Genomic DNA, 15,081 nt, shown 5'->3' on the forward strand with positions numbered 1-15,081 from the left:
TGCTTACTTTCATCCTAGTTGGTGATATAGACTAGATAATTCCCTAGTATTTTACATGATATTCCCAAGCTAGTCAATTCTTCTTGCGCATAGGCCAGTAACTCATCAGATTGGCGGTCAATATCCAGTATAAAAAAATACTCTCCTAAAGCAGTTTTCAAGGGACGACTTTCAATTTTTGTCAAATTGATCTCACGCCATGAAAAAACTGACATAGCCTTATACAGGGAACCAGGTAAATTATCAGGCAAAGTCAAAGCTAGGGTAACCTTTTTCCCTGTTTCCTGCAATTGTAAGCTCGGTGCTTCATTTCCTAAAATCCAAAAACGTGTGAAATTCTCATTTATTTCTTGAATATTCTGGGCAAGCATTTCTAAACCATATTCCTTCGCTGCTGCCTGTGGAGCAATAGCTGCAAATGGTCGAGTAGGATGCTCAGCCACAAAACGAGCTGCATAAGCTGTGCTAGCTGTCATTTCTAAGCGAGCTTGCGGGAAATACTTCTGAATGTACTTCTTACCTTGAGCTATGGCTTGAGGATGAGAATAAATGGCTTCAATCCTTTGCCAACTCTTTACAGCCAAAAGTTGTTGGGCAATAGGCTTCACAACCTCAGCTACCGCACAAATATCAGCCTGATGAAAAAGATAGTCAATCGTTTCATGAACGCTTCCCTCAATAGAATTTTCTACTGGGATGACTGAATAGGCAGCCTGACCTGTCTCATAGGCCTTTATGACCTCTGTAATAGTGTCAAATGCTTGCAAATCAGCCTCCGGAAAAGTTTTTTGAGCAACTTGATGGGTAAAGGATCCTTTCGGTCCTAAATAGGCTACCTGCATAAAATATTCCTTGCTACTTGTTCTGGACTTAAATGATCGGTGTTGATGATGGTATTCGCTAATCCTTGATATAAAGAGATGCGTTCCATATAGATTGCTTTAACTTCTTCTTTACTAAGTTGTAAAAAAAGTGGACGTTCAGATTCTTTGTCTAAACAAATCCTCTTATAAGCAACTTCAAAGGAAGCAGTTAAAAGGATATTATTCTCCCTGTTTGCTACCAGCAACTTTCGATTCACTTCGGATTTAATCACACCACCGCCAGTCGACACAAGACAATCTTCTGGTAAATTTAACAATTCTTGCAAAACTTGAGTTTCCCGTTGACGAAAGGCAACTTCTCCCTCGTGATCAAAATAATCAACAATCGACATCCCAATTTGTTCTTCAATAATACGATCCATGTCATAGACAGGGAGAGGTAGTAAACGTGCAACAGTTGTTTTTCCAACTCCCATAAATCCCAGTAAAACGATTGGCATTGTCTCTCCTAATCTATCAAACAATCAAGGTGATCAAAGAAGGAAGGATAGCTAGTGTTGATGGCTTCAGCTCTTTCTAAAGCAACCTCTCCATCAGTAACCAAAAGAGCTGCAATGGCAGTCATCATACCGATACGGTGGTCACCGAAGGTATTAACAATGGTTCCATGTAGTTGCGTAGGCCCATAAACAATCATGCCATCTTCTGTCGGTTCAATAGCGGCTCCCATACTATTTAGTACATCAGCAACTACTTGGATTCGATTTGTTTCTTTGACCTTCAATTCTGCTGCATCACGAATAGTCGTTGTTCCAGCAGCCTGAGTAGCCAATAAAGCGATAATCGGCAGCTCATCAATCAAGCGTGGAATTAAATTCCCAGCAATTTCTATTCCCTGCAATGCAGAACTTTCAACAGTTATCGTCGCGGATTTAGCTAGTTCATCTATATTAGATAAAGTAATATTTCCACCCATAGCCCGAATGACATCAAGAATACCTGTCCGAGTCTCATTAATGCCAACGTTCTCAAGTACTATCTTAGAGTTGGGAACAACCAATCCCGCCACCAGCCAAAAAGCTGCACTAGAAATATCCCCCGGAACTATAACATCTTGAGCTGTAAATTCCTGACCTCCTTGGATCCGAATTTCTTTGCCAGAAACTGTCAGTTCCCCACCAAATTGCACAATCATATCTTCCGTATGATTACGGGTAATTTCCTTTTCAAGTATAACTGACTCACCTTCAGCTTGTAAAGCAGCAAATAGCAGAGCCGACTTGACTTGTGCAGAAGCGACTGGCAACTGGTAGCTAATCGGCTTCAGACTCTTGTTTCCTTTAATCGTCAACGGTGGCATATCACGCTCTGTCTGTCCAGAAATCTTGACGCCCATTTCACTGAGTGGGATTGTTATACGATCCATTGGACGCTTGGATAGAGAGTCATCACCAAACATGGTTGCTTCAAAATCTTGACCTGCTAAAATGCCAGAAATTAAACGGATAGACGTCCCAGAATTCCCCATATCCAGTTGAGTTTTGGGAGCATGAAATCCATCAAAACCAACGCCATGAATCTCAACAATATCATCCTTATCTTCTATCGTTACCCCAAGCTCACGAAAGACCTGCATAGTAGAGAGAACATCTTCTCCGTGCGAAATATCATAGACACGGGTTACCCCTTTAGCCAAAGCTCCAAAAATGATAGAACGATGACTGATAGACTTATCGCCCGGTACTCGAATAGTACCAGATAAGCGCTTGATATTGGTTTGTAATCTCATGAATTACCCCCAAGATAGTAATACTATTATTTTATCATAATTTTATAATATTTTCAGAAAATTTCGTAAGAAATATAGAAAAACCAGCCTCAAGACTGGTTGACAATCAATAAGCGAACCAATACAAGTGGTATAAAATCAAGGATGATTCCTACTTATTTTTACAAACTATAATTGCTGATAGATGTCAGCACTGGTCGGGTAAATCAAGGAAGTACCAATCTTCTCTACCAAAATAATATTTAAGCGATTCTCCAAATTCTTTTTATCAGCCGAAATAAATGGCAAAGCGGACTGGATCACCTTCTTATCTATATTTGTCGGTAAATGAAAAGCTCTTAGGAGTTGTTCAATACGCACCGCATCTGCCTCTTGCAACATTCCTGCTGCAATGGCCAATTGGTTAGCAGCCACCATTCCGATAGAAATGGCTTGCCCATGTGAATACACTTGATAGGCTGTGGCGCTTTCTAGGGCATGGCCAAGTGTGTGACCGTAGTTGAGTTTGAGGCGTTCTCCAGTATCACGCTCGTCATCCTCAACCACCTTCCGCTTAATGTCGCAACAGATATGAATGATTTCTTCAATCTGCTCCATAACAGCCTGACGATTCTCCAGTCTCTCTAGCAACTCGAAAAGTTGCAATCGTTTGATACAGCCATATTTAATGACTTCTGCCATCCCATCATGAAAGAAATGATCTGAAAGAGTATTCAATACCTCTGGATCAATCAAAACCGTTTTGGGTTGATAAAATGCACCGATTACATTTTTACCTTGTGCCAAATCAACCCCTACCTTACCACCAACACTTGAATCAACCTGAGCCAGAAGTGAGGTAGGAATTTGAACAAAGTCAATACCACGAAGATAAGAAGCTGCAATAAAACCTGCTAAATCACCTATCACACCTCCACCAAGAGCAATGATTAGATCACTTCGTGTCAGTCCAAAGGCTAACAAATCCTCGAAGATAGGTTGCAGATTAGAAAAATCCTTGGTGCCCTCTCCTGCTGGCAAAATCTTAATCCCCACTTCAAAAAACTTAGACAGTTGAGCTACCAAATCTTGCCCATAATGAAAGTGAACATGTTCATCTGTTAAGATAAAGACACGCTTTCCCTTAACAAAGGGATGGATATAGTCCACAAAGCGATGACGAAGCCCATTTTCAATATGGATGGTATAACTACGAGAACCTAAATCAACATAGATTTCCTTCATAAATCTACCCTCTATTAGCCAAGTTTTTTCTTTTCAATATCAAGAAGAATCTTAATAACTGCCATCATGTCATCAAATTGATCTGGTGTCAATGCCTGCTGACCATCTGACAGAGCATTCGCTGGGTCATGATGAACCTCAACTGTAATACCATTGGCACCTGCCATCACACCTGCTTTAGCCATTGGCTGCACCAAATAAGTATAACCACCAGCATGTGATGGATCAACAATGATTGGCAAGTGTGAATTTTTTTGAATAACTGGAACAGCTTGCAAGTCGAAGAGATTGCGAGTGGTCTGATCGTAAGTACGGATACCACGCTCGCATAAGATAACATTGTTATTACCACCAGCCATAATATACTCTGCCGACATCAACCATTCTTCATAGGTCGCTGCCAAACCTCGCTTGAGTAAGATTGTTTTTTGAGTTTGACCGATAGCTTTTAAAAGGTCAAAATTCTGCATGTTCCGTGCACCAATCTGGATGACATCAACCATTTCAACAAACTCATCCAAATGATCTGTCCCCATCAATTCAGACACAATTGGCAGACCTGTCTCGGCTTTAGCTTGCTGTAAAAGGCGTAAACCTTCTGTTCCCATACCTTGAAATGAATAGGGTGAGGTACGAGGCTTGTAAGCACCACCACGTAGCATGGTCGCACCAGCAGCTTTTACACGATGAGCAATCTGCATCAACTGTTCTTCTGATTCAACTGAACATGGTCCAGCAATCATTGCAAAATGGTCACCACCAACCGAAGTTCCGTCAACTGTAAAAATAGAATCTTCTGGATGCATGGCACGGCTCGCCTTTTTATAAGGAGCAGATATCTTCACAACACGCTTGACATCCTCAAGCGATTCAAAATGTTTGACTGGAACTTGTGTCGTATCACCGATAACTCCCAAAATCAAATCATTGACACCATAGTTTATATGAACCTCACAGCCACTTTCTTCCAATTGACGAATGATATTCTGAAGTGCCCAATCTTTGATCAATTTATGAACAATAATAATCACACTATTTCTCCTTATTTATCTTGAAACACTAGTTTTCTAATGTAGTCGACAGGCATTTCTTTCCCTGTAATCAAGCGGAAAGCTGCTGCACCTTGATGTAAAATCATACCCAAACCATTGATCGTTTTTCTAGCCCCTTGTTCCTTAGCAAAGGCAAGTAACTTGGTTTCTCTAGGTGTATATATAATATCATAAACAATTAACTTTGGATGAATAATCCCATCGGTTTCAATTAAACTCTCAGATGCCAGTGGTTTCATCCCCACACCCGTCGCATTGATGAAAATAGTACTTTCCTGAATAGATTGATGGAAATGCACTTGATTTTGTAAATCAGTTAGGCTTACTGCACAGTTCGTCACCTGATTAAGCTTGTCAACCAAATCTTTGGCAGCTTCAAAATTCTTACCCTCATTGTTGAAAATACGAATTTCCTTTGCACCGTCTAAAGCTGCCTGAACTGCAATCGCACGACCTGCTCCGCCAATTCCTGCTAGGGTAATAATTTGATCTGTGATGGCTACTCCTTCTTCTCGGAGTGATTCCATAGCACCAATCCCATCTGTATTATGTCCAACTAAATAACCTTGACCATCTTGATTGACTACCGTATTGACAGCTCCAATCAATTGAGCTGATGGTGAGATTTCATCCAGATACCCCATAACAGCCTGTTTATTCGGCATAGAGATGTTTGCCCCACGAATGCCTAAGGCTCGCATGCCTTTTACTGCATCCCCTAATTGCTCCACTCCAACCTCATAGGCTAGGTAAACATAATCCAGCCCTAGTTTCTCATAGGCTGCGTTATGCATACTAGGCGACAAACTATGTTCAACTGGGGATGCTAAGATACAAACTGTCTTGGTATATCCACTAATCTGCTTCGCCATTTCTCCTCCCAAAGTCCCACTACTGTCTTCAGCTTGTTCAGTCTATCATTACTTTACAAAATCATTTCATCATCGGTCAACTTCTCACCGCTATTCTTGTAGAAAAGATCCATCAAATTCTGGACGGTAAGATGCTTCTTTTTCTCACCTTCTACATCCACAACAATTTGGCCACGATGGAGCATGACCAGACGATTTCCATATTCAATAGCATTTTCCATGTTATGAGTAATCATCAAGGCTGTCAATTGATGCCCTTCAACGATTTTCTTGGTTAATCCCATCACCATATCACTCGTTTTCGGATCTAAGGCTGCTGTATGCTCGTCCAAAAGGAGAACCTTGGGCTTTACCAGTGAAGCCATCATCAAGGTTAGAGCTTGACGTTGCCCACCTGAAAGAAACTGTGTATCTACTTTCATACGATTTTCTAGTCCAAGCCCAAGCTCTTTCAAGGCCTCCTTGAAAATAGCACGTTCACTATCTTTTACTCCCCAGCCTAAACCACGAGAAAGGCCACGACGATAGGCAATAGCCATATTTTCCTCAATAGTCAATCGTGAAGCAGTTCCCATTTTAGGATCTTGAAAAACACGACTAATATTTTTTGAACGCTTCGCCGCTGAAACATGTGTGATGGATTTGCCTTCTAGGAGAATGTCCCCTGAATCTACCATCAAAGTTCCAGCTAAGGAATTCATGAAGGTTGATTTACCAGCACCATTGCCACCGATAATAGAGATAAAATCACCTTTTTTCACATCCAGATTCAATCCACGCAGGACATGGTTCTCATTGACCGTACCGGCTTCAAAAGTTTTATGAATATTTCGGATAGATAAAATTGTACTCATGGCTTTCTCCTAGACATTTCCATTTGATTTTGGACGACGGATATTGGCTTTTCTTTGCCATTCTGGCACATATAGAACCGTCGCCAACAGCATCGCTGAAAAGAGCTTTACAAGATCTGCGTCCATGCCTGGAATCTCCAAAATAGCAAGGATAATCAAGCGATAAATCACTGCACCAAGGACAACAGATAACAACCTCCATCCAAGACGTAAATTGCGTAAGATGACCTCTGCAATAATGATCGAGGCCAGTCCTATGACAATGGTACCTGTACCTGAGTTAAGGTCTGCATAGCCATTATTTTGAGTCAATAAAGCTCCGCAAAGGGCAATCAAACCATTTGACATCATATAACCATAGATTTTCATCCTATTGACATGTACACCGTTGGCCTCGCTCATTGGAATATTATCCCCTGTTGAACGAATTGCAAGACCAACCTGAGTATTCATCAATAGCGTTAAAATCCCTACTACAGATAAAACAAAGATGAGAGCAATTATAAACACTGCATTTGTTTTTCCAAAACCGAGACTTTGTAGTTGCGTCACTAGAGTTTCCTGTTTGAGAAGAGCCACATTGGCCTTGCCCAAAATCTTCAAGTTAATGGAATAAAGACCTGTCAAAGTGACAATACCCGTCAAGAGAGCAGGAATTTTCAACTTTGTATGTAGAAAACCTGAAATCAGACCTGCCCCCATACCAGCCAAAGCTGCGAATAACGTTGCTAGAAGAGGAGGAATCCCATTTACAATTCCTGTAGCACAGACAGCCGCTCCGAGAGGATAGGCTCCCTCAGCGGTCATATCTGCAATATTTAAAATGCGAAATGTCAAGTAGACACCAAGCGCCATGACTGACCAAAGCAAGCCTTGCGAGATACTTGATAAAATAATATCCACGATTTTCTCCTTTTAAGTTTTCTATAACCTTTTGAAATGGCTTGGATACCACACCATTTTCACCCTATTTGACTTTAGCAGTCTCCATATCTTAAAAATCAAGAAAATATGTAATGACAGTCGTAAACTAGATCCTATTTTACCACTTTTATCAAGATACAGAAAGTTTAGCTGCACTTCTTAACTCTTTTCTCACCTTATATGGAAACTGGTCGTTTCCTAGTACCCAATAGCATCGTAAAACTCTATCAATTTTTATTTTCTAATGCTTTCATCACTCCAACATCAATACCGATGGCCTTTGCCATGTCTTCATTCACAGTGATAGCTGCTGTATTTGGTTTTTCAACTGCTAAAGTCGCAGTTTTTTCTCCTTTCAGTATCTTCACAGCCAATTCTCCTGCCTGAACACCAATCGCATGGTAGTCAACACCATATGTAAATAGAGCTGCATCAATAACTGCTGCATCACTTCCTATAGCTGGTACTTTTGCTTCTTTTAAAACATCACCAATTGTAGATGCAGTTGAAGCAACTGTATTGTCGGTCGGAAGATAGATAGCATCGACTTTTGCTGCTAGGGAAGTCATAGTTTGTTGCACATCATTAGTTGATGTAACAGTCATCACTTCAACCTTCACTCCCTTAGTTCTAAGGGCTTTTTTGGCCTGCTCTGCTTGAACTTCTGAGTTTACTTCACTCGAATTGTAGAAAATTCCGACTGTTTTTGCTGATGGCACTACCTTGAGCAACATTTCAATTTGCCCTTCAACATCCGTTGTATCAACAGAACCAGTCATGGAACCTCCTGGCTTATCTAACGACTCAACCAAACCAGCCTCCACTGGATCTGTCACAGCAGTAAAAACACTTGGTGTTTTACGATCTGCATTGAGCATAGCTTGTGCTGCTGGTGTTGCAATTGCAAAGTTGAGATTATTTCTTCCAGCTAATTTTTCTACCATTGTTTGTAGATTTGCCTGATCTCCCTGTGAATTTTGCAAATCGATTATCAGATTTTCCCCATCCTTGTAGCCAGCTTTTTCAAGAGCTTCTACAAAGCCTTTACGAGCTGATGACAAGGCTTCGTGCTCCGCATATTGAATGATGCCAACTTTTACAGTCTCAGAATCTGATAATTTGGAACGGCACGCAACAAATACGACAAGGGCTAGAAATGCTACAAAACTCAGAATCATTTTTTTTGAACTCATAATTTTTCTCCTTAAAATAATATATGTAAATAAGAAAGGGACCGCTTAGAAGATACTCTAAACGGTCCCAATCTTTCAACTGTATCAGAAAAACAGACTGAATCTTCTGTGCCATTTAGATGTATCATCTATGAGGCACATGTCAAAAGAACTACAGCCACATAGATACAAACTTCACGTTCCCGGGTTTGCATCCATGTTTACCATGTCTACAAACACTATCTAAAATAGCCATAGAAATAAGTAGGTGCAACTGTTTGCTTTTGACGAATGAGTGACATATCTATTTTCCTTTCGCTTTTATTTTGTAACCATCATAACTATTTTTACACCATTTGTCAATAGGTAAATGGCATATTTTTCAACTTTTTTGAATATTTAAAAAATTGTCGAACCAGATAGGTGTTTATCTCTCAAAACGTTTCACACCATCGAGGTAGGTTGCCTGCAAATGGCCTTCATCATCCACTACGATAAAATCCGCTGCTCGTCCTTCTGCAATGCAGCCACAAACATGATCAATATTGACAGATCGAGCAGGCGCTAGCGAGGCCATCCGAAGGGCATCTGGTAAGCTAACTAAGCCCCATTTTACCACATTTTGTACCGCCTCAATCAATTCCAAAATGGATCCTGCCAAATTCCCACTCTCTTTCAGGCGTGCTGTCCCATCTTTGACAATCACTTCAAACTCACCCAATCGCGACTCTCCTTCGCCTATGCCACCTGCTCTCATACAGTCCGTAATGAGAACAGTTTCCTCAGCCCCGCGAGCCTTCACAACAATTTCTGCTGCAGCTGGATGTACATGATGGCCGTCACAAATCATCTCAGCATAGACATTTTCCAAATCCAAGGCTGCTCCAACCATACCTGGTTCCCGATGATGAAGACCACTCATACCATTATAGACATGGACAAAGATGTTAGCCCCAGCTTTTACCGCTGCCTGAGCCTGTGCATAGGTCGCATCACTATGGGCCAAAGCAGTGTGGATAGCCTTACTATTGGCAAAAGCAATAAACTCCTCCACCCCTTTACGCTCAGGGGCAATGGCGATTTTATTCACCAAACCATTAGATAGACTATGCCATTTTTCTAACTTATCAATGGAAGGGTCGCTCATATATTTTGTATTTTGAGCTCCCTTATATTTTTCTGTAAAGAATGGCCCTTCTAAAAAGATACCTTGGATTTTTGCTCCCTGTTCCTCACCAGCGTGCCTTCCTATCGTTTCACAAACCGCATTTAAATTTTCAGTTGTGTCTGTTAAGGTCGTTGGTAACCAAGATGTTACACCACAAGATAATAATCTTTCTGATATTACCTTAATTCCCTCAAAATTATTATCCATAACATCATGTGAAGCATATCCGTGGATGTGTGTATCTACTAAGCCAGCAGCCAGATGAAAATCCGAATAATCAATAATTTCTCCTTCCGGTTTTTCCGTCAAAATACGTCCAAATTGACCCTCATCTGTAATTTCTAAGTAAGCAGACTCTACTTCTCTATCTGACAAAATAATAGACTTTGCTTTAACAAATCGTGCCATATTGTCTCCTTTAACCGATCTAATTCTAAATTGATTATAATCATATACTAATTGTAGTTTAGTCCTATTAAAGTAAATTGTCAAGTTATTACCATACTATTCTGGCAAAAATAAAATTAAGTTTTTGCTATATAATTATGGTACAAATAGTAGAAATTGAGCAGAAAAATTGAGCTTCTTGGAGAGCTATTTTCGTCATATTGTTGACAATAAAAAAAGCAAGAGAGAGCAACAAATAACAGTCACTTTCTCCTGCTGTGAATAAGCTTTACTGGGCCCAAAGGCTATCTTAATAGCATTGGCCCTACAGCTGCTTTTTATAATAGTTCATTCAACGGTTTAAAAATTATGCGTTCCAAATCTGCAACATACGTACCAAGTTGCTGTTGTTTGTTGAAGTATTCTGTCAACAGTGGGGTGGCTTGAACTTTCTTATTGAAGTCCAACAATTTCTCCTGATCTGCCTCAGTTGGAATCTCGCCAGCTTGTAACTTACCTTGAATATCCTTTTGAAAAGAAATATAATTTTCCAAAACTTCCTTGGCTTCTGAATTTCCCTCAACTGAAGCTTTTACAGCTTCTACTGCCTTGTATTCAGGCAGATTGCGAATAGCACGCTCCAATTCATTTGCAATATCATAGATATTTACTGACATAAACTTTCTCCTAATCTAAGTAAATTTGGTAAGTCGTCTGCTTGCTCAAGCGTTTGGCAGCTTCTTCCAAATTTCCTTTATTTTTAAACGTAATTTGCAAAACACCGTGTATATCTTCACGATTTTCCTCATTGATACGGATATTAACAATAGAGATTCCACGTAAAACTTCTAAAACATTCAAGATTGTATCATCTTTATCTGGAATGTTGATAAACAAATCATAAAAAGAGTCAATTCCTGCTCGCTTGTGAATTTCCATTGCCTTGCGTGTCTGCCTACCTTTGTCAAAAAATTCCCAAATAGCTTCCTTGTTGCCAGATTTCAGTAAATCTGATACCGCAATCAGACGACTTTGAAACTCCTCAATTCTATCAATAATTGCTTCTGGATTGGTCATAAGGATACTCGTCCACATACTAGGCTCAGTCTCAGCAATCCTAGTCATATCTCTAAAACCACCCGCAGCAAAGTGATTCGTGAAAGGATGAAGCTGGGCATACTCCCCTGCTTGATGAATCAGGCTAGAAGCCAAGATATGTGGAAAATGAGAAATTTGACTAGTTACTTGATCGTGCTCTTGTGCTTCCAACTGAACAAAGCGAGCACCTGTTCCAGATAACAAATCCACCAGTGTGGGTATAGCATTTGCCTTGGTAACTTTGCAAGGCGTCAGAATATAATAAGCGTTCTCAAAGAGATGAATATCTGCAGCATCTACACCAGATTTATGACTACCAGCCATAGGATGTCCACCGATAAAATTAAGCTGCTTGGGAGCCAAGTACTGCTCAGCAGCAGCCATAATTACTGACTTAGTGGAACCAACATCCGTAATCAAGACTGTATCCTTCAAGGAAAAAGAACTCAACTCCTCTATCAAACCAATACAGACTTGGATAGGAGTACAAAGAAAGATAACATCTGCCTGATTAGCCAAGACCTCAAGATTTGTTGACACTTGATCTACCATTCCACTATCTAGAGCAATTTGCCAGGAATGCTCATTCGGATCAACTCCAAAAATTTGATAGTCGGGATGTTGTCTACGAATACACAAGGCAAGTGAACTCCCAATCAGCCCTAATCCAACAATCAAAATATTCTTGCTCATTTGATACCTAGAAATTTCTTATATGGTCACGATAACTTGCAACCGCAACTTTCAATTCTTCCATATTGTCTGAAGAGAATTTATCCAAAATCTCCATTGCAAGAGTTGTTGCTACAACAGATTCCATAACTACTCCAGCGGCTGGAAGAGCTGTTGGATCTGAACGTTCAACCGTTGCCTTGTAGGGTTTATGGGTATCAATATCAACAGACATGAGTGGCTGATAGAGTGTCGGAATCGGTTTCATGACACCACGAATGATCAAAGGTTGTCCATTGGTCATTCCTCCTTCAAAACCACCTAAATTGTTGGTTCTGCGAGTATATCCTTCCTCTTCAGACCAAAGAATTTCATCCATAACTTGACTCCCTTTAAGGTAGCCAGCTCGAAAACCAACACCAAACTCTACTCCTTTGAAAGCGTTGATGGAAACAACAGCTTGTGCTAGTTTGGCATCTAGCTTTCTATCCCATTGCACATAAGAACCAAGACCTGCTGGAACTCCTCCAACAATCGTTTCAACGACACCACCGATAGTATCACCATCTCGCTTAACTTGATCAATATAGTCCTTGATTTCCTCTTCACATTCTCGGTTCACAACTGAAACTTCTGATTGTTCAGCACGCTCACGGATTTCAGCGATGGTTAGACCATCTGGTATATCCATTTCCTTGCCACCAAAAACAACTATATGGTTGGCAATTTCAATATCTAGCTCCGCTAAAATACGCTTGGCAACTGCGCCTACAGCTACTCGCATGGTTGTTTCACGCGCACTGGAACGCTCCAGAGAATTTCGTAAATCGTCAAAGCGATACTTCATCCCTCCAACTAAATCTGCATGTCCTGGTCGAGGATGCTTGATTCGGCGCTTACTTTTTAACTTGTCCTCAATATCTTCAACAGACATAATATCCAGCCATTTTTGATGGTCCTTATTGGTGACATTTAGAGTGATGGGAGCACCTGTCGTCTTACCATGACGAACACCTGCAGTAATCTCTACACGATCTGTCTCAATCTGCATACGACTACCTCGACCATAACCACCCTGACGGCGTTCCAAATCAATATTGATATCCTCGGCTGTCAATGAAAGACCAGCTGGTACTCCCTCTACAATAGCTGTTAGTCGCGGACCGTGAGACTCACCGGATGTTAAGTAGCGCATACCTTAATTCTCCAAAATTTCCAAAAACTTACGAGTATTCCCCAGAGACATTTGACCCGGTGCAGATGTTTCATCAAGACTAGCAAATGTCCAACAAGAACCCGTAATTCCCCCTGCAATACGAGTCAACTTGCCCAATTCTCCCATTGCAAACGTAGCAAATTTTTGCTCTGCATTCAAGGACTTGAACCCACGAGTATAATTCATAACATCCAAGACATCCTGTTCAGTATTAGCCATCACAGCCATCTTAACAACAGCTGGTGATAGACTAGTTAATTCAGACATAATCTCCAAATAATTAACAGGCGTTTCCTCAAAATTATGGTAGCTCAAAACAAGATTCGGAAAATCCAACATCTGCTCAAAAACAGCCTGATAGGAATAATATTCAAAATCAATATAATCCGGCTGATAAAGAGCTGCAACTTCCTTAATCAAATTTACATACTCTTGATCTGCCAAATCCAAATGGCCACCCTCACGTGTCGTCCGTATAGTGAAAATCACTTCCTTACCATTACACTTCTCAAATATGGCTGGGGCTACTCTTAAAATATCATCTTTTGGGAGGTAATCAGCCCTCCACTCAATCAAATCAGCTTCTGCCAGACGCTCTACATCAATGACCTCTACATCTTCCAAGCTTCTAGGCATGATAGGAACTACTATTTGCATTTGTCTACCTGTATCGTAAAGACCTTGAGGTAATTACTACTTTCATCATTTTTATTGATTACAAAATCGGCTGGCAAGCGATAACTTGCCACATAACGGTGCTTTTTAGGCCCAAATCCTTTTTCGATTTGTCGCTTGAATTTCTCTACCGAAACATTGGCTGCATTGGTCGAAGCAATGATAGTTCCACCTGTATTTAGTATTTCTAGGGATTGTGCAATCAATTTATGATAGTCCTTAGCCACTGAAAAGGTCTGTTTCTTGTTTCGAGCAAAACTCGGAGGGTCCAAGATAATAACATCGTAACTTAATCCTTTTCGTTTGGCATACCTGAAGTACTCAAATACATCCATCACAATAAACTGGTGAGCCTTTACATCTACACCATTTTCTAAAAAATGCGCTTGTGACAGTTCGCGCGAGCGCTTAGCTAGGTCAACAGAAGTTGTCTGCGAAGCACCTCCTAAAGCCGCAGCAATGGAAAAGGCTGCTGTATAGGAAAACATATTTAGAAGTGACTTGCCAGCAGCTAGACCATCAACCAGTGAACCACGCACCTCATGCTGATCCAAAAATATACCGGTCATCAATCCATCATTCATAAATACCTGATAGCGAACACCGTTTTCTAAAACTGTAAAATAATCTGGAGCCTCTTCTCCATAAAGAAAGGCAGATTCAACATCTCCCCCTTTAAAACGGATTTTCTCATAACTCCCCTTGATTTCGGGAAATACGTTTCGAAAAGCTGAGACAATCCTATCCTTAATAGAGTAAATAAAGGTATTGTACCATGAAAAAACCGCATATTCACCGTACAAATCAACCGTCAAACCACCAAAACCATCGCCATCTTGATTGAAAACACGAAAAGCATCGGTCACCTCGGACTGGTAAAAAATTTGTCGTCTACGCTTGGCTTTAACAAATAAATTAACAAAAAAATCTATTGTTAATTCTTGATGTGATGTACTAAATACCCAACCTATTCCTTTATTTTGTTGGGATAAATAAGCCTGCCCTAGATGCTTTCCAGCCTCAGAATATAGACTAACCAGTGTGTCCTCATCAAGAGATAAGTCTGGAAAATCGGCACTTTCTAAGAGTTGAATTCCTCTATTAACCTTCTGTTCTACAATCCGATTCACCTTTATTTTCATAGAATGATTATA

General features: G+C 40.4%; 15 protein-coding genes. All 15 read right to left on the reverse strand.

The window, feature by feature from the left end:
- Positions 1-14: 14 nt before the first annotated feature.
- Entirely contained in the window at positions 15-842 is an 828-nt protein-coding gene (gene pheA / locus BZG42_RS05845) for a prephenate dehydratase (RefSeq protein WP_155995448.1), read from the reverse strand.
- Entirely contained in the window at positions 833-1,324 is a 492-nt protein-coding gene (locus tag BZG42_RS05850; RefSeq protein ID WP_155995446.1) for a shikimate kinase, read from the reverse strand. Before BZG42_RS05850 ends, pheA begins: the two co-directional genes overlap by 10 nt.
- Before the next feature lie 8 nt (positions 1,325-1,332).
- Positions 1,333-2,613, reverse strand: a complete 1,281-nt coding sequence (gene aroA, locus BZG42_RS05855; protein WP_155995444.1) for a 3-phosphoshikimate 1-carboxyvinyltransferase — start codon at positions 2,611-2,613, stop codon at positions 1,333-1,335.
- 168 nt (positions 2,614-2,781) lie between these two features.
- On the reverse strand, positions 2,782-3,837 hold the full coding sequence (gene aroB, locus BZG42_RS05860) for a 3-dehydroquinate synthase (protein ID WP_155995442.1): 1,056 nt from the start codon (positions 3,835-3,837) through the stop codon (positions 2,782-2,784).
- Positions 3,838-3,851: 14 nt separating this feature from the next.
- A complete protein-coding gene (gene aroF / locus BZG42_RS05865; protein ID WP_120171834.1) occupies positions 3,852-4,868 on the reverse strand; it encodes a 3-deoxy-7-phosphoheptulonate synthase in 1,017 nt (338 codons plus the stop codon).
- Positions 4,869-4,879: 11 nt separating this feature from the next.
- Positions 4,880-5,761 carry a shikimate dehydrogenase gene (gene aroE, locus BZG42_RS05870; protein WP_155995440.1) on the reverse strand — a complete coding sequence of 294 codons (882 nt, stop codon included), beginning with the start codon at positions 5,759-5,761 and terminating at the stop codon, positions 4,880-4,882.
- A gap of 53 nt (positions 5,762-5,814) precedes the next feature.
- The gene (locus BZG42_RS05875; RefSeq protein ID WP_155962316.1) at positions 5,815-6,615 is read right to left on the reverse strand and encodes an ABC transporter ATP-binding protein; all 801 of its coding nucleotides are present in this window, start codon (positions 6,613-6,615) and stop codon (positions 5,815-5,817) included.
- Between the two features lie 9 nt (positions 6,616-6,624).
- The gene (locus BZG42_RS05880; RefSeq protein WP_155995438.1) at positions 6,625-7,518 is read right to left on the reverse strand and encodes an ABC transporter permease; all 894 of its coding nucleotides are present in this window, start codon (positions 7,516-7,518) and stop codon (positions 6,625-6,627) included.
- 248 nt (positions 7,519-7,766) lie between these two features.
- Positions 7,767-8,732 (reverse strand): ABC transporter substrate-binding protein, encoded by a 966-nt coding sequence (locus BZG42_RS05885; RefSeq protein ID WP_155970792.1) that lies wholly within the window; start codon positions 8,730-8,732, stop codon positions 7,767-7,769.
- A 406-nt stretch (positions 8,733-9,138) separates the two neighbouring features.
- Positions 9,139-10,287 (reverse strand): N-acetylglucosamine-6-phosphate deacetylase, encoded by a 1,149-nt coding sequence (gene nagA, locus BZG42_RS05890; RefSeq protein WP_024532999.1) that lies wholly within the window; start codon positions 10,285-10,287, stop codon positions 9,139-9,141.
- Between the two features lie 317 nt (positions 10,288-10,604).
- The gene (locus tag BZG42_RS05895) at positions 10,605-10,943 is read right to left on the reverse strand and encodes a YlbF/YmcA family competence regulator (RefSeq protein ID WP_024533000.1); all 339 of its coding nucleotides are present in this window, start codon (positions 10,941-10,943) and stop codon (positions 10,605-10,607) included.
- Positions 10,944-10,953: 10 nt separating this feature from the next.
- Entirely contained in the window at positions 10,954-12,057 is a 1,104-nt protein-coding gene (locus BZG42_RS05900) for a prephenate dehydrogenase (RefSeq protein ID WP_155962310.1), read from the reverse strand.
- Between the two features lie 7 nt (positions 12,058-12,064).
- The gene (aroC, locus tag BZG42_RS05905) at positions 12,065-13,231 is read right to left on the reverse strand and encodes a chorismate synthase (protein ID WP_155962308.1); all 1,167 of its coding nucleotides are present in this window, start codon (positions 13,229-13,231) and stop codon (positions 12,065-12,067) included.
- A gap of 3 nt (positions 13,232-13,234) precedes the next feature.
- Entirely contained in the window at positions 13,235-13,909 is a 675-nt protein-coding gene (gene aroD, locus BZG42_RS05910; RefSeq protein WP_155962305.1) for a type I 3-dehydroquinate dehydratase, read from the reverse strand.
- Entirely contained in the window at positions 13,900-15,069 is a 1,170-nt protein-coding gene (locus BZG42_RS05915; RefSeq protein WP_155962303.1) for a class I SAM-dependent rRNA methyltransferase, read from the reverse strand. Before BZG42_RS05915 ends, aroD begins: the two co-directional genes overlap by 10 nt.
- Between the last annotated feature and the right edge of the window lie 12 nt (positions 15,070-15,081).

It is taken from the genome of Streptococcus sp. DAT741, from assembly GCF_009866825.1.
Taxonomy (GTDB): domain Bacteria; phylum Bacillota; class Bacilli; order Lactobacillales; family Streptococcaceae; genus Streptococcus; species Streptococcus ruminantium.